The sequence below is a fragment of the Sphingomonas crocodyli genome (assembly GCF_004005865.1).
GTDB classification, from domain to species: domain Bacteria; phylum Pseudomonadota; class Alphaproteobacteria; order Sphingomonadales; family Sphingomonadaceae; genus Rhizorhabdus; species Rhizorhabdus crocodyli.
The window spans coordinates 1,489,808-1,511,059 of record NZ_SACN01000001.1 but is presented as its reverse complement, the minus strand read 5'-3'; the positions used below and the strand labels follow the sequence as shown (position 1 = coordinate 1,511,059).

General features: G+C 66.0%; 19 protein-coding genes. 10 read left to right on the top strand and 9 right to left on the bottom strand.

Going from position 1 to position 21,252, the window contains the following annotated elements:
• From leuD to EOD43_RS07035, 6 genes are read right to left on the bottom strand one after another with little or no spacing between them, the layout of a single operon-like run.
• Positions 1–597 (bottom strand): 3-isopropylmalate dehydratase small subunit, encoded by a 597-nt coding sequence (leuD, locus tag EOD43_RS07060; RefSeq protein ID WP_127742410.1) that lies wholly within the window; start codon positions 595–597, stop codon positions 1–3.
• On the bottom strand, positions 594–1,994 hold the full coding sequence (leuC, locus tag EOD43_RS07055) for a 3-isopropylmalate dehydratase large subunit (RefSeq protein WP_127742409.1): 1,401 nt from the start codon (positions 1,992–1,994) through the stop codon (positions 594–596). Before leuC ends, leuD begins: the two co-directional genes overlap by 4 nt.
• Positions 1,995–1,998: 4 nt before the next feature.
• Complete coding sequence (locus tag EOD43_RS07050; RefSeq protein ID WP_127742407.1) at positions 1,999–3,021, bottom strand: zinc-dependent alcohol dehydrogenase; 1,023 nt, start codon at positions 3,019–3,021, stop codon at positions 1,999–2,001.
• Complete coding sequence (locus EOD43_RS07045) at positions 3,021–3,767, bottom strand: cupin domain-containing protein (RefSeq protein WP_127742405.1); 747 nt, start codon at positions 3,765–3,767, stop codon at positions 3,021–3,023. The genes EOD43_RS07050 and EOD43_RS07045 overlap by 1 nt, the downstream gene beginning before the upstream one ends.
• 2 nt (positions 3,768–3,769) lie before the next feature.
• Positions 3,770–4,558 carry a maleate cis-trans isomerase family protein gene (locus EOD43_RS07040; RefSeq protein ID WP_240653113.1) on the bottom strand — a complete coding sequence of 263 codons (789 nt, stop codon included), beginning with the start codon at positions 4,556–4,558 and terminating at the stop codon, positions 3,770–3,772.
• Entirely contained in the window at positions 4,555–5,748 is a 1,194-nt protein-coding gene (locus EOD43_RS07035; RefSeq protein ID WP_127742404.1) for an FAD-dependent oxidoreductase, read from the bottom strand. The genes EOD43_RS07040 and EOD43_RS07035 overlap by 4 nt, the downstream gene beginning before the upstream one ends.
• Positions 5,749–5,910: 162 nt before the next feature.
• Here EOD43_RS07035 and EOD43_RS07030 point away from each other — a divergent pair, with 162 nt between their 5' ends.
• Positions 5,911–6,711 carry a helix-turn-helix domain-containing protein gene (locus tag EOD43_RS07030; RefSeq protein WP_127742402.1) on the top strand — a complete coding sequence of 267 codons (801 nt, stop codon included), beginning with the start codon at positions 5,911–5,913 and terminating at the stop codon, positions 6,709–6,711.
• A 137-nt stretch (positions 6,712–6,848) separates the two neighbouring features.
• On the opposite strand, the gene EOD43_RS07025 is transcribed toward EOD43_RS07030, so the two are convergent.
• Positions 6,849–8,066, bottom strand: coding sequence for an MFS transporter (locus EOD43_RS07025; RefSeq protein ID WP_164857136.1), 1,218 nt, complete (start codon positions 8,064–8,066; stop codon positions 6,849–6,851).
• 156 nt (positions 8,067–8,222) lie between these two features.
• Here EOD43_RS07025 and EOD43_RS07020 point away from each other — a divergent pair, with 156 nt between their 5' ends.
• Together EOD43_RS07020 and hisD are read left to right on the top strand one after the other, a co-directional pair.
• Positions 8,223–9,086 (top strand): isocitrate lyase/PEP mutase family protein, encoded by an 864-nt coding sequence (locus EOD43_RS07020; RefSeq protein WP_127742398.1) that lies wholly within the window; start codon positions 8,223–8,225, stop codon positions 9,084–9,086.
• A 43-nt stretch (positions 9,087–9,129) separates the two neighbouring features.
• Positions 9,130–10,449 (top strand): histidinol dehydrogenase, encoded by a 1,320-nt coding sequence (gene hisD / locus EOD43_RS07015; RefSeq protein ID WP_127742396.1) that lies wholly within the window; start codon positions 9,130–9,132, stop codon positions 10,447–10,449.
• A gap of 144 nt (positions 10,450–10,593) precedes the next feature.
• Here hisD and EOD43_RS07010 read toward each other — a convergent pair whose 3' ends face one another.
• Positions 10,594–11,328 carry a cupin domain-containing protein gene (locus EOD43_RS07010; protein WP_127742394.1) on the bottom strand — a complete coding sequence of 245 codons (735 nt, stop codon included), beginning with the start codon at positions 11,326–11,328 and terminating at the stop codon, positions 10,594–10,596.
• 167 nt (positions 11,329–11,495) lie between these two features.
• Between EOD43_RS07010 and EOD43_RS07005 the strand changes: the two genes are divergently transcribed.
• From EOD43_RS07005 to EOD43_RS06985, 5 genes are read left to right on the top strand one after another with little or no spacing between them, the layout of a single operon-like run.
• Positions 11,496–12,239: a cupin domain-containing protein gene (locus EOD43_RS07005; RefSeq protein ID WP_127742392.1), complete on the top strand. Its 744-nt coding sequence runs from the start codon at positions 11,496–11,498 to the stop codon at positions 12,237–12,239.
• Between the two features lie 4 nt (positions 12,240–12,243).
• Positions 12,244–13,620, top strand: coding sequence for an SDR family NAD(P)-dependent oxidoreductase (locus EOD43_RS07000; protein WP_127742390.1), 1,377 nt, complete (start codon positions 12,244–12,246; stop codon positions 13,618–13,620).
• Positions 13,620–15,890 (top strand): pyrroloquinoline quinone-dependent dehydrogenase, encoded by a 2,271-nt coding sequence (locus EOD43_RS06995; protein ID WP_127742388.1) that lies wholly within the window; start codon positions 13,620–13,622, stop codon positions 15,888–15,890. Before EOD43_RS07000 ends, EOD43_RS06995 begins: the two co-directional genes overlap by 1 nt.
• Before the next feature lie 59 nt (positions 15,891–15,949).
• Complete coding sequence (locus EOD43_RS06990) at positions 15,950–16,174, top strand: type II toxin-antitoxin system ParD family antitoxin (protein ID WP_206363500.1); 225 nt, start codon at positions 15,950–15,952, stop codon at positions 16,172–16,174.
• Positions 16,171–16,500, top strand: a complete 330-nt coding sequence (locus tag EOD43_RS06985; RefSeq protein WP_127742384.1) for a type II toxin-antitoxin system RelE/ParE family toxin — start codon at positions 16,171–16,173, stop codon at positions 16,498–16,500. Before EOD43_RS06990 ends, EOD43_RS06985 begins: the two co-directional genes overlap by 4 nt.
• 93 nt (positions 16,501–16,593) lie before the next feature.
• On the opposite strand, the gene EOD43_RS06980 is transcribed toward EOD43_RS06985, so the two are convergent.
• Positions 16,594–18,927 carry a TonB-dependent receptor gene (locus EOD43_RS06980; RefSeq protein ID WP_127742382.1) on the bottom strand — a complete coding sequence of 778 codons (2,334 nt, stop codon included), beginning with the start codon at positions 18,925–18,927 and terminating at the stop codon, positions 16,594–16,596.
• A gap of 405 nt (positions 18,928–19,332) precedes the next feature.
• Here EOD43_RS06980 and phhA point away from each other — a divergent pair, with 405 nt between their 5' ends.
• Together phhA and hppD are read left to right on the top strand one after the other, a co-directional pair.
• Positions 19,333–20,208 carry a phenylalanine 4-monooxygenase gene (gene phhA, locus EOD43_RS06975; protein WP_127742380.1) on the top strand — a complete coding sequence of 292 codons (876 nt, stop codon included), beginning with the start codon at positions 19,333–19,335 and terminating at the stop codon, positions 20,206–20,208.
• 2 nt (positions 20,209–20,210) lie between these two features.
• On the top strand, positions 20,211–21,251 hold the full coding sequence (gene hppD, locus EOD43_RS06970; RefSeq protein ID WP_127742378.1) for a 4-hydroxyphenylpyruvate dioxygenase: 1,041 nt from the start codon (positions 20,211–20,213) through the stop codon (positions 21,249–21,251).
• Position 21,252 lies beyond the last annotated feature (1 nt).

Genomic DNA, 21,252 nt, shown 5'->3' with positions numbered 1-21,252 from the left:
TCAGTAGAGCCAGGGCTGGGCGCGGCGCTGTGCGGCCTCGAACCCATCGATGTCGGTGGCGGCGCGGGCCATGATCGTGTCGATCTCGTCCCAGCCGTTGAGCAGGCGTTCCTTGGCGGGCGCATCGATATCGAACGCGATCGAGATGTCGCCGCGCCCGATGCGCTGGGCAGGCAGGTCGACGCTCAGCGCACCCTGTGCGGCGGCATCGGTCAACTGGCCTATCGCCTCGCGATCCAGCCGGATCGCCAGCACGCCGTTGCGCAGGCAGTTCGCCGCGAAGATTTCGCCGAAGCTTTCGGCGACGACGCAGGTGATGCCCGCGCCCGCGAGCGCCCAGACCGCCTGCTCGCGGCTCGATCCGCAACCGAATTCGCGCCCTGCCAGCACGATCCCCGCACCGGCCGCCAGCGCCGGATCGACCGGATTGTCGACGGGCTGATCATCGGCATCGAAGCGGCGATCATAGCAAAGGTAACGGCCCAGCCCGTCCTTCTCCATGATCAGCAGGAAGCGCGCCGGGAACAGGACGTCGGTGTCGATCCGGTCCTCGATCAACGCGAGTGCGGGGGCTTCGAGCGTGGTGAAGGCCTTCATACCAGATCCCGCACGTCGACGAGGTGGCCGGTGACGGCGGCGGCCGCGGCCATTGCGGGGCTCATCAAATGGGTGCGCCCGCCCCGGCCCTGCCGTCCTTCGAAATTACGGTTCGACGTGGCGGCGCAGCGTTCGCCGGGGGTCAGCCGATCCTCGTTCATCGCGACGCACATCGAACAGCCCGCCTCGCGCCATTCGAAGCCTGCGTCGCGGAAGATGCGGTCGAGCCCCTCGGCCTCGGCCTGATGCTTGACCGGGGTGGAGCCGGGAACGACGAGCGCACGGACGTTCGATGCGACGCGGCGGCCGGCGGCGACCTTCGCCGCCTCGCGCAGATCCTCGATCCGGCCGTTGGTGCAGCTGCCGATGAACACGCGGTCGATCGCGATGTCGGTCAAGGCCGCGCCCGCCGTCAGGCCCATATAATCGAGCGCGCGGCGTTGTTGCGCCTTGGCCGCATCGGTGGGTGCGGCTTCGGGATCAGGCACGCGCCCGCCGATCGCGGCGGCGTCCTGCGGGTTGGTGCCCCACGTCACCTGCGGCGAAAGGTTCGACACATCGACCGTCAGCGTCGCGTCATAGACGGCGTCCGCATCGCTCGGCAGCGTGCGCCAGTAATCGACGGCTGCGGCGAAGGCGTCGCCCTGCGGCGCATAAGGCCGTCCCTCGACCCACGCAAAGGTGGTCGCGTCGGGCGCGACGAGGCCGATGCGCGCGCCCGCCTCGATCGTCATGTTGCACAGGGTCATGCGCGCGGCCATCGACATGGCCGACACCGCCTCGCCGCGATATTCGACCGCATAGCCGGTGCCGAAGCCTGCGCCGAAGCGGCCGATCAGGTAGAGCGCGAGATCCTTCGCCCCGACCCAGGCGGGCAGATCGCCCTCGATCCGCACTTCCATCGTCTTCGCGCGCGTCTGGACGATGCACTGCGTCGCCAGCACGGTCGCGCAGTCGCTCGCGCCGATACCGAAGGCCAGCGCGCCGAAAGCACCGTGGGTCGAGGTGTGGCTGTCACCGCAGGCCAAAGTGATGCCGGGCAGCGTGAAGCCCTGTTCGGGGCCGATCACATGGACGATGCCCTGACGCGGATCATCGAGTGCGATGTGCGGCAGGCCGAAGTCGCGCGCATTTTCCGCGAGCCGCGCGACCTGCGCCGCCGCCAGCCCGGTCAACGCCTCGCTGCGCCCATCGCTGGGCACCGCATGATCGGGCACGGCCAGGTTCACGCCCGGCCGCCGCGCGGGGCGATCGCGGTCGCGCAAGGCGAGGAAGGACTGGTGGGTGCTCACCTCCTGCAGCAGGTGACGATCGACATAGAGAAGCGTCGATCCGTCGCCCATGTCGGCGACGACATGCGCGTCCCACAATTTGTCGTAGAGGGTGCGGCCCGCCATCGGATCAGCGCGCGATCTGGATGATGACGCGGCCGACATCCTTGGCCGCGTCGCCGGTCAGCAGCGCGAAGGCGTCCGCCGCCTGTTCGAGCGGGAAACGCGCGCTGATCGTCGGGGAGAGATCGAGCTTGCCTTCCGCAATCAGGCGCAGCGCGCGCGCCTGATCGGGGCCGCCGCGTACGCCGACGACGTGGAGTTCGCGGTTGACGATATCCCAGTTGGTGACGGGCAAAGCGCCGCCGCCGGTCAGCGCGATCGTGGCGCCGGGGGCCGCGACCTTGAACGCCTGCTCCATGCCCCATTCGGTCGCCGATGTTTCGACGATACCGGCAAAGCCAGCGGGGAAAGCCTCCAGCACCGCAGGCGAGACATCCTCGCCATGCGCATTGATGCGGAACACGCGCTCGGCGCCCAGTTCGCCCGCCATGCCGGCCTTGGCGCCGCGCCCGCCGATGGCGATGGGCTTGAGGCCGATCGCGCGGGCGGTGGCGATCGCGCCATGTCCCATCGCGCCGACCCCGACGATCGCGACCGGCGAACCTTCGGGCAGGCCCAATTTGTCGAAGGCGTTGAGCGCATCGACGACGCCGGTGATCATCGCCGCCGCCTCATCGCTGACGCCATCGGGCATCACGCACAGCTTGCGCACCGAAACGAGCGCATAATCCTGCGCGCAGATCTGACGAACGTAGCGGCCGAGATCGGGCGAGAGGCACAGATTGGTGCGGCCTGCCGAACAGTTCGCACAGGTGCCGCAATTGTCGAGCGACTGCGCGGTGACACGCTGCCCGACTTCGAAGCCCGTCACGTCCGGCCCGAGCGCCGCAATCTCCGCCGAGAAATCGGCGCCGATGCCGATCGGATATTCGGTAACGTAGCGCCCGCCGCGATTGAGATAGACGCCGAGGCAGGTGCCGTAAGGCGAATAAGCCAGCACGCGCACCAGCACCTCGCCCGGTCCGGGCGTGGGGATTTCGATGTCGTCGATCCGCAGATCCGCCGGACCGTGAAGCCGTGCCGCGCGCATTACTGACGGCCGAACTGCCAGACGAGGACGGTGCAGCCCTTGGTCGATCCGGTCGCGCCCAGCAGCGGCGTATCCGCCTCACCCGACGTATAGTCCTGCGGCACGAAGTCGCCCGCGGTGCCATCGACCGAACCGGCGAGGATGAACGCCTCCCAATCCGTACCCAGCACCGGCGCCGTGCCCTGCCAGCCGGCGGGGATTTCGGCGATCAAAGTGCGCGCACCCGACACCGGATCGGCGCTGAGCGGCTTGATGCCCCATTCGGCCGGGAAGGCCGCGTCGGGGCCGGCGGCGACATCGGCGACCGGCAGGCTGAAGACGTGGCCGCGCGGATCGTTCGATTCCGGCAGCGGATATTCCTTCGGCTCGGCCGGTTCGTGGACGAGGTTGAGGACGAGCACGCCGTCGCTGCGGGTCAGCGCCATCGCGCCGATATGCGATTTCTCGTCATGGCCGTGGACGATGTGCGCGGGGCGATAGAAATAATCGCCCTCCTTCCAATAATGCACGTCGTCGAGCGTGACCGAACCTTCGAGGATGAACACTTCCTCGACCGCGTCATGATAATGGGCGACGCCGCCGCCGCGCCAGTTTTCGGGAATGCCGACGATCGACGTGACATGCCCGGTCGCCTCGTCGAGGCCCAGCAGGCGGCGGCGCAGGCCGTGCTTGCCCAGAGGCTCCCACGGCATTTCGGAGGCGCGAATGCGCTGGAGCGGTTTTTCGGTCTTACGCATCGCGCCCATGATCAGAACTCCTCCATCAGACGGCCGAAACCTTCCTTGCGATCCATCACGCCATTGGCGCGCAGCGCGTGCCAGTAGGTCGCGGTGTTGATCGCGATCACCGGCTTGCCGAGCCACAGTTCGGCCGCCGCCGCGATCCGCATCGCCGACACGTTGGTGCCGCACTGGATCAGCGCATCGACATCGTCGCCATCGAGCGCGCGGAACGTATCGCGGATCGTTTCGGGCGTCTGTTCCGCGATGGCATGCCACGACGGGCACTGCAGCGGAATGTCGCGCACCGTTTCGTAACCGTGATCCGACAGGAAGTTGCTGACCTCGGCATTGGCGGTCGGATAATAAGGCGAGAAGAACGCCACCTTCTTGATGTTCTGCCCGTACGCCTTGAGCGCGGCGACGACCGATTCCGCGCCGGTCGAAACGCCCAGGCCCGAAACCTGCTCGACATTCTGGCGCCACTTCACCGCACCTTCGGCCCCGCCGAAGAAGGTGACGGCCGACATGCCCATGACCAGATAATCGGGGGCGCAGGTCAGCACGCCCTTCACCGCGTCGATCGTGTTGTGGCTGATCTCCCACGCGCCGGCCATGAAGGTCTCGTTCGAAACCGCCTTGGCATTGTCGACGACGATGCGGCTGTAATGGTTGGTCACGCCCGCGGGGCGCAGATCGTCGAAGTCGGGCTGGACGACCGTGTTGGTCGACGGGCCGAGCACGCCGAACTTGTAGCGATAGCCCAGAACGTCCTTGTTGCGGCGTTCGATGGGGGGTGCGATCTGAAGGTCGGTCACTGGATGCCCTCCTCTTCTTCAAGGCTCTGGAACATGGCCTGGCGCAGCAGATAGTCGCGACGCAGGCCGGGATCGGCGTGGATGGTGCGCATGCGTTCGCGGCGCTTCTTGGCCGCTTCGTCCGCGCCCTGCTCCATCAGCGCCATATTCTCGATCGTCTGCGCCTGGATGAAGCTGTGCGTCACGGTGCGGCGCTGGCGCTCGAACAGGGCGAGCAGGCCGGCGTCGCCGCCCTTGCGCAGGATGCGATGCAGCTTGTCGGCCAGGTTCCACGCATCGTGGATGCCGCTGTTCATGCCGAAGCCGCCCATCGGGCTGTTGAGGTGCGCGGCATCGCCGATGATCGCCATGCGACCTTTAAGAAACTTGTCGGCCACGCGCTGATGCACGCGATAGATCTGGCGATAGTCGGTGACGACCGGCTGATCGCCCACGATCCGGCGGAACACGTCCGCCGCCTTCGCATCCGACGTCAGATCCTCATTGGTCGCATCGCCATCGGCCGGCACCAGCACGCGCCAGAATTTCGGCACGCGCAGCAGGACCAGCCATTCGGCGGGATCGGCGATGTAATTGACGTAGGACAGATCCGGAACGACGTCCTCGATCGGGAACTGGGTCGACATGCTGAGGAATTTCTCCTCATAGGTGAACCCACCGAACTCCGCGCCGATCAGCTTGCGGACGATCGAGCGCGATCCGTCCGCGCCGACCAGGAACCTGGCCGCGATCTCGACCTTCTCGCCATTCTGCTCGATGGTGGCGATCACTTCGTCGCCGGTGTCGCGCGCGTCGATCAACGGCGCGTTGAACAGCACCTCGACATTGCTCTCGCCCGCCAGCCGTTCGGCCAGCAGGTTGGCCATGTAGAATTGCTCGCACTGGAGACGGAAGGGATAGCGGGTGCGATCGGCGACTTCGCTCAGATCGAACTCCAGCCGCTCGCCGCTCTGGCGATCGCGCCACTGATAGACGGGCGCCTTCAGCCCCTGTGCGATCAGCGGTTCGGCCACACCGATCTCATCGAGCATTTCCAGCGAGGCGGCATGGAAAGTCGAAGCGCGCAGATCGTTCGCGCACGACGATTCCGCTTCCACCAGCATCACCGACAAACCCATCGATGCCAGCCGCGCTGCGCATACCGTCCCGACGGGGCCGGCCCCAACCACCAGCACTTCGACTTTCCGCATCTTATGACCACCCAAGTCTTATGTCTGTCACACGGGTTCAGATGGCATTCGGTTGCGTAACGGCGCCAATCACTTGCGCTGTTTGTTCGCCTGGCGGACAGTGCCCGGCGAGCGGTGTTGCCCGCGCTTGACTTGCGCCCGTCAGGTAAGGACGTTTCCCGTATGGAAGACGATCAGAAGGCCGAAAAAGACGGATCGATCCGCGCGATCAGCCGCGCGATCGCGGTGCTGCAGGCGATCAACCGCAACGGCGCGCTCACGCTGACCGAAATTGCGGACAATGCGGGCATCCCGCACCCCACCGCGACGCGCATCGTGCGCACGTTGCTGGAGGAGCGGCTGATCGAGCGCGAGCCGTCGCGCAAGCGTTACCGCCCGACCGCCCTGATCCAGACATTGTCGTGCGGATTCCAGAATCACGATCGTCTGGTGAGTATTTCGCGCCCGCACATCACGCGGCTGACCCGGCTGATCGACTGGCCGATCAGCGTGGTGACGCGCGTGGGGCAGGCGATGGTGGTGCGCGATTCGACCAGTGCGCTCACCTCGCTCACCTTCAACAATTATTATCCGGGGTGGCAGGTACCGCTGCTGCCGTCGTCATCGGGCCGCGTCTATTTCGCCTTCGCCTCGCCCGACGAGCAGGAGGAATTGCTCAAGGCCTATCGCGTCAACCAGCGTGGCGTCGACAACCTCACCCTGCGCGAGTTCGAAAGCGGCGAGGCGACGGCGAAGATAAGGCGGCAGGGCTATGCCGCTGCGACGCGCACGCAATATTCGGCCAATCCGGGCAAGACATCGTCGATGGCGGTGCCGATCTTCGAAGGCGACGTCCTGCTGGGCGCGCTGACGATGGTGTTCTTCGCCAACGCTTTGTCGATCCCCGACGCGATCCGCCGGTTCCTGGAACCACTCAAGGATTGCGCCAAGGCGATCGGCGACGAGATGGCGGCGGCGGAGTAAGCCGCGCCCCCCCCTTTTCATCGTCATTGCGAGGAGCCGCAGGCGACGCGGCAATCCAGGCCCGCACTAGAGTTAGGTCGCGAGCCTCTCCAGTGCGGGCCTGGATTGCTTCGCTACGCTCGCAATGACGAGGTGTGTTAGACGAGCACCGCCCGCTTCAGGCGCATCGCCTCGCGCCGGAAGAACAGGCCGGCGACCAGCGCGACCACGATCAGCGCGCAGCACAGCATGAAGCCCGGCTTGTAGCTGCCGAAATGGTCGTAGAAGACGCCCGCCAGCCACACGCCGCTGCCCGATCCGATCGCCTCCAGCACGATGAACCAGCCGGTGAGCTGCCCCAGCTTCGGCCCCGCGAAGAAGTCCGCGATCACGACCTGCGTCAGCACATAGCAGCCGGCCCAGCCGAGCCCGAGGAGGACCAGACCCGGCCACGCAAAGGCCGGCTTGCTGAGCGTCAGCAGGATCGCGCCGCCGAGCAGCAGGAAATGCTGCGTCGACCACACCGTCTGCACGCCCCAGCGTTCGGCGGCTGCGCCGACCATCACCTTGCCGACGAGGCCCAGCGTGAACACCACCGTCATGCCGGCGGCCGCGGTGCGCGGGTTCAGCCCGATATCCTGCAGGTGCAGGAACAGGTTGAGCAGGAAGGCGGTCGATCCGAAGAAGGTGCCGAAGGTCGCGATGATCAGCAGCGTGACGCCCAGCGGGCTGCGCGGCGTCGATGCCATCGATACCGGTGCTGCGACGGTGCTTTCCTCGGTCGTCGTCGCCACATCGCGCGGCGGGCGGATCAGGAAGGCGGCGACCGGCAGGATCAGCAACGGCACGATCGCGAGGCCGGCGAGCAGGTGGCGCCAGTCCATATGCTCCTGCGCCAGCACCATCAGCGGCGGGAACAGCGACGCGCCGATGCTGGTGCCCGACAAGGCTACCGACGTCGCAAAGGCGCGCCGTGTTTCGAAGCGTTCGCGGATCAGCAGGACGATGATCACGACGTGCGAGCTGGCGAAGCACAGCCCGAACAGAACGTAGAGGGCGTAGATCTGCCCGATCGTCGCGGCCTTGCTATAGGCGTAGAGCGTCGCCGACATCAGCAGCAGCCCGGCGATCACGATCCGGCGCGGCGCGATGTGGCGGGTGAGGATGCCGATCCCGAGCCCCGCAAGGCCCGACGACATCAGGAAGATCGTCTCGCGAAGTTTCAGGTCGCCGCGCGAAATGCCGAGATCGGCGAGCAGAGCCTTGTCGAGCGTGGGCAGGCCCGAACTGATCGTTCCGTGACATATCGTCATCACCAGCAGGAGTCCGCAGACCAAGGTCCATCCGCGTCGATTGGTCCCGCTGTTCGTCGTCATAGTGCTGCCCATCCTATCATCGGCTTCACACTATGACGATCAGGCGACAAGGACACCGCGTCCCCCACTTTGTCCGCCAGGCGAACATGCCCCCGACGCGCCGTTGAGCGCGGCTGCGACGCGATTAGCCAGACGGTCATCCGAGGGAGAGATTTGATGGCCGATCCGAAACTTGCCGAGATGCTGCGCGCGGGCCACTTCGTCGTGGCGCCGGGCATTCAGGATATGATCACCGCGGTGATCGCCCGCGAGGTCGGCTTCGACGCGGTCTATGGCAGCGGCTATTGGCTGACGGCATCCGCCTACGGCCTGCCCGACGCGGGGATCGCTTCGGTCACGCAGATGACCGACCGGATGGCGACGCTGGTCCAAAGCTCGAACGCGCCGGTCATTGCGGACGCCGACACCGGCTATGGCGGCCTGCTGAACGTCCACCACACCGTGCGCGGCTATGAGGCGGCGGGCGTCACCGCGATCCAGATCGAGGATCAGGATTTCCCCAAGAAGTGCGGCCACACCCCGTTCAAGCAGATCGTTCCGATCGAAGACATGGTCGAAAAGATCAAGGTCGCGGTCGACGCCAAGCAGAGCGCCGACTTTCTCGTCATCGCGCGCACCGATGCGATGCAGAGCGAAGGGCTGGACGGCGTGCGCCGCCGGATGGATGCCTATGCCGAGGCCGGCGCCGATGTGCTGTTCCCCGAGGCGCTGACGACCGAGGATCAGATGCGCAGCTTCTGCGCCGGCGTCGACAAGTCCGTCCTCGCCAATATGGCGTCGGGCGGCCTGACCCCGATCCTGCCGCCCAAGCAGCTCGAGGAAATCGGCTTCGCGCTCGCCATCTTCCCGGCGCTGACCAGCCTGGTCGCGGCGGCGGCGGTCGAGGATTGCCTGCGCACGCTGAAAGGCGGCGACGGCTCGGGTGGCGAGCGCCGCCTGTTCGATTTCAAGCAATTCTGCTCGCTCATCGGGTTCGAAGACGTCTGGGCCTTCGAACGCAAATGGGCGCGCCCCGAATAATCCCGAACAATCCAAAAGCGATTTCGCAAGGAGTTTCCGTAACATGGCTATCTGGCTGAAGCGCGGCGCGAAGGCCGACGAGAAGAAGGCGATCGACGCGAGCGTCCGCGAAACCGTCGAGCGCACGCTTGCCGACATCGCGGCGCGCGGCGACGCGGCGGTGCGCGAACTTTCGCAGAAGTTCGATAACTGGTCGCCCGAAAGCTTCCTGCTCTCCGAAAAGGAAAAGCAGGCGTGCCTCGACCAGCTGACCGCGCAGGACCTGAAGGACATCGAGTTCGCGCAGAAGCAGGTCCGCAACTTCGCGCAGATCCAGCGCGACAGCATGAAGGACGTCGAGGTAGAAACGATGCCCGGCGTCATCCTGGGCCACAAGAACCTGCCGATGAACGCGGCCGGCTGCTACGTTCCCGGCGGCAAATATCCGCTGCTGGCGTCGGCACACATGTCGGTCATCACCGCCAAGGTCGCGGGCGTGCCGCGCGTGATCAGTTGCGCCCCGCCGTTCCAGGGCAAGCCCGCCCCCGCGATCGTCGCCGCGCAGGTGATGGCCGGTGCGGACGAGATCTACGTGCTGGGCGGCATCCAGGCCGTCGGCGCGATGGCGCTGGGCACCCAGTCGATCTCGCCGGTCGATATCCTGGTCGGCCCCGGCAACGCCTTTGTCGCGGAGGCCAAGCGCCAGCTGTACGGCAAGGTCGGCATCGATCTGTTCGCCGGCCCGACCGAAACGCTCGTCATCGCCGATGAGAGCGTCGACGGCGAACTGTGCGCCACCGACATCCTCGGCCAGGCCGAGCATGGCCCGGACAGCCCCGCCATCCTGCTCACCACGTCGGAAAAGCTGGCGCGCGAGACGATGGCCGAGATCGAGCGCCTGCTCCTGATCCTGCCGACCGCGCCGCACGCCCGCCGCGCGTGGGAGGATTATGGCGAGGTGATCGTCGCCGAAAGCGACGAGGAAATGGTCCGCATCGCCGACGAGATCGCGTCGGAGCACGTCCAGGTGATGACGCAGGATCCGGACTACTTCCTCGACAACATGACCAACTATGGCGCGCTGTTCCTCGGCCCGCGCACCAACGTGTCCTATGGCGACAAGGTGATCGGCACCAACCACACCCTGCCGACCGGCAAGGCGGCGCGCTATACGGGCGGCCTGTGGGTGGGCAAGTTCCTGAAGACCTGCACCTATCAGAAGGTCACGACCGACGCCGCGTCGGCGATGGTCGGCGAATATTGCAGCCGCCTGTGCGACCTCGAAGGCTTTGCCGGTCACGGCGAACAGGCCAACATCCGCGTCCGCCGCTACGGCAACCGCGACGTCCCCTATGCGGGCCGCGCCGAGCCGGTGGTCGCCTGATTGATTGGGGGAGGTGCGTTGCGCCTCCCCACCCTTTCGTCACCCCGGGCTTGACCCGGGGTCCCGCTTTTAGCTGAGGCTGCAAGAAGAAGCGGGACCCCGGGTCAAGCCCGGGGTGACGTATTTTGGGAAGCGGCCGGCCGCTCAGGGCCGCGTGATGCCCGGTTCCAGCGTGATCGCCCAAGGGCCGTCATGCCATTCGAGCAGCAGGCACCCGCTTGAGCTCTGTTCCGCAAAGCCGTGGATGCTGTAGGCGGGGTTCCACAGGAAGGAGCCGGCGCCCATCGGGCGGGTTTCGTCGGGCTGGATATCGCCTTCCAGGCAGAAGATTTCCTCCTGCACCGGATGCCAGTTCGGCCCGCCGCCCTTGAAGCCGCCGGGCACGCGCAGCAGACGGGTGTCGGCGCCGGTCAGCGGATCGAGCCACAGAACGCGGCGTTCGAATCCGGTGAAGGGCTTGCCCCCGATAACGGGCGTGAACGGCTCGATCGCGAACACGTCCTCGTTGATCTCGATCATCGGCGCACGTTCGGCCGACTGGTCGCATGGCGCGTCGAAGATGGCGATCAGTTCGCACCCCTCGGCCGATCCGCACGCGGCCTCATAGCCGCCGCCCAGAACGACCCACGCGCCCGCCGCAAGGCTGCGCCCGTCAATTTCGAACCGGCCCGAACGGACGTAGATCTGCGTCAGCGGCGCGTCGCCGGCCGTGCCCTGCCATCCGGCGGGCAGCGCGATCAGGCCGCTGCGCAGCGATCCGTCGTCGAGCCGGCGCAGCGCGCGCACCTGCGCTGGGCTGCCCCAGTCCTCGAATGGCTCGACCCCGATCTGATGATCGTGCCGGCATTCCGAAATATCGACGCGAAAAGTCTCGATCACCGCACTGCCCCTATGCGATTCCTTGCGAGCATGCCCCTGCGCGTCACGATCGAAAATGGCGAATTCATCCTAACGAAACGTCGCGTGGCGAACAAAGTCGGTGTCGCGGTGTTGCGACCACGACGCCATGATAATGTCATATCGCTTGGACTTTGGGAGATTTGCCAATGCGACCGCGGATCGAAGCTCTGGATGTGGATGCGATGGATTGGGCGCCGCTTGGCCCCGCAGGTCTCTACAGCAAGATGCTGAGCCGCGACACCGAGACGGGCGCGCGCACCGCGCTGCAGCGGCTGTGCCCGGCGGACAATTACGAACCGCCCAAGGTCGCGCATTATCACCACACCTATGAAGAAATCCTCGGCGTCGCGGGCGATTTCAGCTTCGACAGCCGGCTGTGGGTGAAGCCCGGCACCTATGTCTTCCATCCGCCGCTGACCGTCCACGGTTTCAAGAGCGCGATCCGTGAGGAATCGCTGTTCCTGTCGCGCGTCGGCCGCGATCTCGATTTCAACTTCGTGCCCGAGCCACTGAAGACCGATCTCTACACGGTCGAAGGCGCCACCCCGCCCCGTGCGCCGACCGCGATGCGCGATCCGGTGGAGGACAAAGGCTGGACGGTCGCCAACTTCCTGGGCGGCACGGCCGAAGTCTGTGTGCTCAGCACCGATCCGGAAACGGGCGAAGGCAGCGCCTTCGTGAAGCTGCCCGCCGGCTGGACGAGCAGCGTTTCGAGCCTGCCGACCTATCTCGAAATGTTCGTGATCGAGGGCGGCCTGGCGGTCGACGGCGGCGAAACCGGCCCGCGCCATGCCTATTTCTTCTATCCGCCCGCCGACGCGATCAGCGCGCTGGCGACGACCGGCGAGACGCAGCTCTACGTCAATTTCGGCGCGTCGATCGGGTTCTGAGGCGATGACGACCGCGCTCCTGTCCAATGCCGGCACCCGTTTCGGCCTGATCGCGGCTGAGTTGCTCGCGGGCCGGCGCGACCGGCTGATCCTCACGGTCGATCGCGATTGCGATGCGGGCCTGCGCGACAAACTGGCGGCGCTGGCGGGCGCGGAGATCATCGAGGCCGATTGCGCGGTCGAGGCCGATTGGGATCGGATCGCGGCGCTGATCGGCGGGGACGTGATCGACCTGCAGGTCCACTGCCCGCCCGCCGCGCTGGGCGCGGTGAAGGCCGAGGTCGCGCTCCATTCGGCGTGGCTCGCGGCGCGCAACGCCAACCGGCTGATGCGCGGACAGGGCACGTTGCTGGTCCAATATCTGACCGCCGAACCCGGCAAGCCCACCCCCGAACTCGACGCTGCTGCCAACGCCTTCACGCTGGCGCTGTCGGGCGCTTTGCTCGATGCAACGAAGGCGGGGCTGACGCTGCGGTCGAACCGGCTGGGCTTCCCCGCTTCGGCCGATCCCGCACATGTTCGCGCGGCGACCGAGACGCTGATCGACGATCGTAGCCGCTTCATGACCGGCGCGGTCATCACGCTCGACGGACGCAGTGCGACGGGTGCGGCCTCGCCCCGGCTCGACGGCAAGACGATCCTGATCACCGGCGCGACATCGGGCATCGGCCGCGAAACCGCGATCGAGATGGGGCGCCTTGGCGCCTTCGTTGCGGTCGGCGGGCGCAAGCAGCCGCTGGCGCAGGAAACGCTCGATCTGGTCCGTGCGGCGGGCGGCGACGGGATGACCGTGTCGCTCGACGTCACCAGCAAGGATGCGTGGACCGCCGCGATCGCCAGCGTGATCGCCGCACGCGGCGCGATCCACGGCCTGATCAACAATGCGGGCGAGCAGAAGAACCGGACGATCGCCGAACTAGCGCAGGCCGATCTGCAATTCCTGACCGACATCAACTATCGCGGCATGCGCACCGGCATGGACGAGGCGCTTCATCCGATTGCGGCGAGCGGCGGCGGCGCGATCATCAACATCGCATCGGTCGCGGGCATCCGCGCCGGCTATGGCGCGTCGGCCTATGGCGGATCGAAGGCGGCGATGATCGGGCTCAGCCTGGCCTATGCGCGCGATTTCGCGTCGACCGGCGTGCGTGTGAATGCGCTGCAGCCCGGCTTCATCTGGAGCGACAGTGTGGCGGATTCGATGGGGGCCGAAGGCGCCGCCGCCTTCCGCGCGATGATCGAGCCGCGCACGCCGCTGGGCCGCGTCGGCGCGCCCGATGATGTGGCGGGCATGATCGCCTTCCTCCTGTCCGACGCCGCCGCCGCGATCAGCGGACAGGCGATCACCGTGTCGGGCGGGCTGGAGCTGACCTTCCCCTGATGCACACGCCGCCGACAGGATTTCGCATCGTCCTGTCGGCTCTGCTGATCCTTGCCGGCCTGTGGCTGACGATCGGCGGGGCGTTGTTGATCATGGCTGGTGGCGGTATCGGTACCGCGATTGCCGGAGCTACGACGATCGGCGCGGGATGGGCCTATCTGCGCCACCCCGCCGCTGGTGTGGCGCTGCTGTTCCTCACCATCGCCGTCGCTGCGATCGCGACGATCCGCGCGCTGGGCTTCGATGCATGGGCGCTGCTCCCGATTGCGGGGCTGCCAGGCCTGTTCGGACTGATCATGCTGATTTCCGCGATCCGCCGTCGGGCGACGCGGCTCATGCTGATCGCCGGCATCGTCGTGGCCGTCGGCGGCCTGACTCTATGGCTCGTCCGGCCGCCCCAGGCGCCGGCGGGTGCGGGCGCCCCTGCCCCCGACAGCGATTGGCCACTCTACGGCCGATCGCCCGACGGATCGCGCCGTGCGCCCGATCGGCAGATCACGCCCGCCAATGTCGGCGCGCTGGAGATTGCGTGGAGCTATCGCACCGGCGAGACCTATCCGGGCTCGACGCCCAGCTTCGAGGCGACCCCGATCCGGATCGGCGACCGGCTGGTCTTCTGTACCCCCGACGATGACGTCATCGCGCTCGATCCGGTGACGGGGCGGCAGGTGTGGCGCCACGATGTGGGGATAGACGGGGCGCTGCGCGGCAACGCGCGGTGCCGGGGCGTCTCTTACCACCGCTCCGCGACCGCAGGCGCATGCGCCGAACGCATCCTGATCGGGACGATGGACGCGCGGTTGATCGCGCTCGACCTGCGTGATGGGAAGCTGTGTCGCGGGTTCGGGCGCGGTGGGCAGGTCGATCTGACCGAAGGGCTCGGTCCGATCCCGGCGGGCATGTACACCGAGACATCCCCGCCCGCCGTTATCGGCGACATCGTCGTGCTGGGCGGCGGCGTGAAGGACGGGGTGATGGTGGACGGCGCATCGGGCGTGATCCGCGCCTTCGATGCGATCGACGGCCACCTCGTCTGGGCGTGGGATCTGGCACACCCGCAGGGCCGCAGGGCCGACGGCATCTTCACGCGCGGCACGCCCAATGCCTGGGCGCCGATCGGGATCGATCCCGCGCTCGGCCAGTTCCTCGTGCCCCTCGGCTCCAGCACGCCCGATTTCGTCGGCACGCACCGATCGGCCGCGTCGAACCGCTATGCGACATCGCTGGTGGCGATCGACGCGCGCACCGGGCGCGAGCGCTGGCATTTCCAGACGGTCCACCACGATCTGTGGGATTACGACCTGTCCTCCCCGCCCCTGCTGGTCGACTGGCCGGCGGGTGGGCGCAACATTCCCGCCGCGATCTTCGCGACCAAGACGGGGGCGGTGTTCGTGCTCGACCGGCGCACCGGCACGCCGCTGACCCGCGTGATCGAACGCCCGGTGCCGCGCAGCGACTTCCCCGGCGAAAGCGCCGCGCCCACCCAGCCGCTGTCGATCGACATGCCCGCGCTCGGGCGACAGCGGATAAGCGGCGCGGACATCTGGGGCACGACCCCGTTCGACCAGCTATGGTGCCGCATCGCATTTTATAGCGCGCGCTACGAAGGTCCGTTCACCCCGCCATCGGTGGGCGGCAGCATCACCGTTCCCTCCTCGACCGGGGGCGTGAACTGGGGCGGGCTGTCCTACGATCCCGAGCGGCGATTAGTGCTGGCCAACTGGGGCAATCTCGCCGTGCGCACCCACCTGATCGACAAAGGCGAGACGGGTGCCCCGCCCGCACCGATCGCAGCACTTCCGGGCGTCCAGCCCGATGCCGGCATCCGCCACGCCGCCTTGCCGCAGATATTCCTGTCGCCGCTGGGCATACCCTGCACGCGCCCGCCCTTTGGCGAGATCGGCGCGATCGACCTCAAGACGCGCCGCCTCGCCTGGAGCCGCCCGCTCGGCACGATGCGCGACAGCGGGCCGTTCGGCCTGCGCAGCGGCCTCGCCATCCCGATGGGCGTACCGAACATGGGCGGCACGATCACGACCGCGGGCGGCCTCACCTTCGTCGGCGCGACCCAGGACGCCTATCTGCGCGCCTTCGCCACAGCCGACGGCCGCGAACTGTGGCGCGCCCGCCTGCCCGCCGGCGCGCAGGCGACCCCGATCAGCTACAGCGCGGGCGGCCGCCAATATGTCGTGATCGCCGCCGGCGGCAGCGCGCTGCTCCAATCGAAACCGGGAGACTGGGTGATCGCCTTCGCGCTGCCGAAGCGGTGATCCGACGCCAATTCTTGCCAATTTTTGCCAAAGCAAATATCTTGCTCGTCATGAGCACGATGAACATCTCGCTGCCCGAAAAGCTCAAGGCGTTCGTGGACGAACAGGTCGCAGGACGCGGTTATGGCACGAGCAGCGAATATGTGCGTGAGTTGATCCGCAGGGAGCAGGATCGCCAGCACCTGCGCCGGCTGCTGCTCGACGGTGCCGAATCCGCGCCCGGCGCTCCGGCGGACAGCGATTATTTCGAGGAATTACGCGCCCGCGCCCGTCCCACGGCATGACCGCAAAATGGGTCGTTCCGCGCGCTCAGGCCCATCGCGACGTTACGGACGCCATCGATCATTATGGACTTGAGGCCGGGCCGGACGTCTCACTCGGCTTCGTCGAGGCACTCGAGGCGGCCTATCGTTCGATCGGGGAGCATCCCGGCATCGGCTCGCCACGCTACGCGCATGAACTAAACCTGCCCGGCCTGCGGTATCGCAGGCTCGCCCGCTTCCCGTGGCTGGTCTTCTACATGGAACGGGACGACCATATCGACGTGTGGCGTGTGCTCGATGCCCGCCGCGACCTTCCGATGTGGCTCGATGAGCCCGACGCACCTTAGCCAAACGCAAAACAGGCCGCGGTCGTGGGGACGACCGCGGCCTGCCTTGTAGGAACATCCGGCGGGTGAACGAGGCCCGCCGGATGTCGGGGATCAGAATTCCTTGCTGGCGCGGACGCCGAAGGCACGCTTGGGCGGAGCGACGATATATTCGCCGTTCGTCCGGTTCGGGTTCCAGTTGCCGTAATAGCGGCTGAAATCCGGGGTCGTGTCGTTGAAGACGTTGTCGACGAAGATCGATGCCGACCAGTCGTCGCCCTTCAGGCCGAACTGCAGGTCGAACACGGCCTTGGCATCGAGACGGACGCGATTGTCGAAGCGGACATATTTGCCCGAACGATAGCGACCGCTGACTTCGAAGAAGCCCTTGGTGCCATCATCCATCACCGGCGCTTCGACGCGGGTGCTGCCGGACAGCGAGTGCTTCGGGATCCACTGCACGCGGTTGCCGCCGAACTGGCGCGGAACCGCACCCGCCACCGCCGGGAACACGTCGCGGGCCGCGAAGTCCTTATACTTCGAGTCCGTGTAGGCGTAGTTGGCGTTGAAGGTCAGCCAGTCGGTGGCCTTCAGACCGGCGCCGAGCTCGAGGCCCTTCACCGTCGCCTTCTTGGCGTTGATGATGTAGTTCGTCGTGATGCCGGCGAAGGCCGGGCACTGCGCCTCGGGGCCGAACGGGCTGTTCTGACCGAAGCAGACCGTCGTCACCTGGATATTCCGCCAATCGGAATAGTAGATCGCGGCGTCGAGCGTCAGGCGACGATCGAAGAAGCGGCCCTTGGTGCCGAGTTCGTAGGTCCAGATCTTTTCCTGACCGAACGGACGGACCGAGTCCGCAACCGCGCCGGTGTTGAAGCCGCCCGGCTTCGAACCCTTCGAGATCGTGGCGTAGATGTTCGTATCCGGATCGATCTTGTAGCTGGCGCTGACGCGCGGCAGCCAGGCGTCGAAGCTGGTCTTTCCACGGAAGTTGATCGCGGTCGAACCCGACGAGTTCAGCGAGTTGAACAACGTGGCCGCATAGGCCCGGATCTTCTCATGATTGTAGCGCAGTTCACCGGTCAGCGTGAAGGCATCGGCGAACTCATATTCGAGCGAGCCGAAGGCCGAATAGGTGTTGGTGAACAGGCCGGCCGGACGGCCCGGAATGTTCGAACGGCTGCCGGTGACGAACGACTGCGAACCGACGAAGCGGGTATAATCCACCTCGGTATAGTTTTCGTCGAAATAGTAACCGCCGAGCAGCGCGTGGAACGAGTCGTTGTCGTAGTTCAGGCGGACTTCCTGGCTGAGCTGCCGCAGCGACGTATCGCTGTCGAAGATGCCGACGCAGATCGCGGGCACGCAGTTCTGGATGCCGTTGGTGATCGTGCCGGTGGGCACGTTGTCCGGCTTGTTGTCGAAGTCGAGCTTGATGCTGCCCTTCGTGCGGTTGTAGCCGGTGATCGAGTTCAGCGTGAAGCCGTCGCCCAGTTCCAGCTCACCGTTGATGACGCCGCGCCAGGTGCGCGACTTGGAGCCGTAATAATCGGTGTTCGTGGAGATGCCGATCTGGCTCTGATCGAACTCCTTCTCACCGATATAATTCACGCCGAACAGGGTCGTGTTCGCGCGCGGCGTGATGTAGCCGGCGTTCGGCTGGATATGGTCGCGCAGATAGCTGAGCTGGGTCTTGAGCTTCAGGGCGCCGGTCTTCAGCAGCGCGGAGCCGCCGAAGCCATAGGTCTCGCTGCCGCCCAGATGCTGGCCGTTGCCCGGATTCTTGTAGAAGCCGTTGAAGTTCCGGTAGGTGCCCGAAAGCTTGACCGCCAGCGTGTCTTCCACGACCGGGCCGGTGATGTGCGCGGTGATTTCGCGACGGCCGCGATCGCCCAGCGCACCGTCGATCTTCGCGCCGGTGGTGAAGGACGGTTCGCGGCTGACGAACTGGATCGCGCCGGCGAAGGCCGAACGACCGAAATAGACGGTCTGCGGCCCCTTCACGACTTCGATCCGCTCGAGATCCATCAGCGCGGCCGCGGTCTGCGCGCCCGAACCGCCGAGGATGTTGTTGAGCGTGACGCCGGTGACATCGACACCGTCGACGATGATCGCGACGTTCGAGCGACCTTCGGTCAGCGCGATACCGCGAAGGCTGGGACGGATTTCCGCGGGCGAGAAGCCGCGATCCATCTGCAGGCCTGGCGTGAGCTGTGCGACCTTGTCGACCGAGCTGACGCCCTTTTCGACGATCGCATTTTCGCCGAGCGCGTTGATCGCGATCGGAACGTCGATCAGCGATTCTTCACGGCGACGTGCGGTGACGATGATGTCGGTGCCGCTGTCGGCGGCGGTGTCCGCCGGAGCGGTCTGTGCATAAGCGCCGGTCGGCGCCCCGATTGCGATCGCAAGCGTTGCCGCCCCGACCAGAAATTCCCTCTTACGCATAAGCGCCTCCCTTCGCTGCCTTGCCGCATCGAAGCTACGGAGCAACCAAACTGTCACAACAAAGTTGAGCCGTTTTGTTCGCCTGGCGGAACTACGCCCTTGCGCGGCACTATCTGCCTCCTGCAAAGGCGGCTGTTTTCCGCCGTTTTAAAGCGATTTACTGCGACCCCGCCCAGATCCGTAGCGCGGGGCGATTAAAATTTAGGCACATGCCCTTTTTATACCGGGGCGCAGATTTAGGACGAAGCCGCCAAAGGCCGCCCCTACCGGACAGATGCCGAGAATCATTGCGGATCGCGAAACCATTCCGCAGCTTATCGATTTTCGAAACATCTGTTTCGTGAAGCCGCCGGCAGGCTGAATCTTTGGAAGGAATTTTCCGGCGGTCTGTGGGAATTTTCTCGCATGGCCCTGAACGATCCCTCGCCGCCCGCGGGCGCCGCACCGGACTGGACGATCCCGCAGGATTGGGCCGCCTATACGCCTGCCGAACATGCGACCTGGGACCGACTGTTCGAACGGCAGGCGAAGATGCTGCCCGATCGCGTGGTGCCCGAGTTCATGGCGGGCCTCGACGTGCTGCGGATGGACAAGCCCGGCATTCCCGATTTCGAGGCGCTGTCCGAACGGTTGATGAAGGCGACGGGGTGGCAGGTCGTGGCCGTTCCCGGCCTCGTCCCCGATCGCGTCTTCTTCGATCATCTCGCCAATCGCCGCTTCGTGGCGGGCAACTTCATCCGCACGCCCGACCAGATCGACTATCTGCAGGAACCCGACGTCTTCCACGACGTCTTCGGCCATGTGCCCCTGCTCGCCCACCCTGTCTTCGCCGATTATATGCAGGCTTATGGCCAGGGCGGGCTGCGCGCCGATGGCCTCGGCGCGATCGAGCGGCTGTCGCGGCTCTATTGGTACACCGTCGAGTTCGGGCTGATCCGGCAGGGCGGCGACCTGAAGCTCTACGGCGCGGGCATCGTCTCCTCGCACGGGGAGTCGATCTATGCGCTCGACGATCCTTCGCCCAACCGGATCGGCTTCGATCTGCGCCGGATCATGCAGACCGAATATCGGATCGACGATTATCAGCAGAGCTATTTCGTGATCGATAGTTTCGAGGATCTGCTGCGCCAGACGATCGAGACCGATTTCGCCCCGCTCTACGCCGCGCTCGACGGCCAACCCGATTTCGCGGTCGACACATTGCTGCCGACCGACCGGATCTACACGCACGGCACTCAAGCCTATGCGCGCGACAAAATCAGACAAAGTGAGAGGATGTGATCATGGCTGAGGATGCCAACCCGTTGGGCCTCAATGGCTTCGAGTTCGTCGAGTTCACCTCGCCCGATCCCGAGGCGATGGCCGCGCAGTTCGAGCAGCTGGGCTTCGTCCCCACGCACCGCCACCCGCGCAAGAACATCACCCGATACAAGCAGGGGCGCATCAACCTGATGCTCAACCGCGACGATGCGGGCCGGGTCGCGGCGTTCCGGGGCGAGCATGGTCCGTCGGCCAGCGCGATGGCCTTCCGCGTCGCCGATCCGGCGGCGGCGATGACATGGGCGCTGGAGCATGGCGCCAAGCGGACAGACGAGGACGACACCGTGATCCAGGGGATTGGCGGCTCCTACCTCTACTTCATCAAGGATGGCGACGATCTCTACGCCGACTGGGCCGAATTCCCCGGCTGGCGCGAGGCGGAGGCGGCGAACTCGGTCGGTCTCGACCTGCTCGACCACCTGACCCACAATGTCCGGCGCGGGCAGATGCGAGTGTGGAGCGAGTTCTACCGCACGCTTTTCAATTTCGAGGAGCAGAAGTTCTTCGACATCAAGGGCAAGGCGACCGGGCTGTTCAGCCAGGCGATGATCGCGCCGGATCACGCGATCCGCATCCCGCTGAACGAAAGCCAGGACGAGACCAGCCAGATCGAGGAGTTCATCCGCGAATATAAGGGCGAGGGCATCCAGCACCTCGCGCTGACCACCGGCAATATCTACGACACGGTCGAAAAGCTGCGTGCGCGCGGCGTGCGGCTGCAGGACACGATCGAGACCTATTACGAGCTGGTGGACAAGCGCGTGCCCGGCCACGGCGAGGATCTGGACCGCCTGAAGCGCAACCGCATCCTGATCGACGGCAGCGTCGAACGCGACGAAGGCATCCTGCTGCAGATCTTCACCGAGAATATGTTCGGCCCGATCTTCTTCGAGATCATCCAGCGCAAGGGCAATGAAGGCTTCGGCAACGGCAATTTCCAGGCGCTGTTCGAGTCGATAGAACTCGATCAGATCCGGCGCGGCGTGATCGCGGTCGACGCCTGAA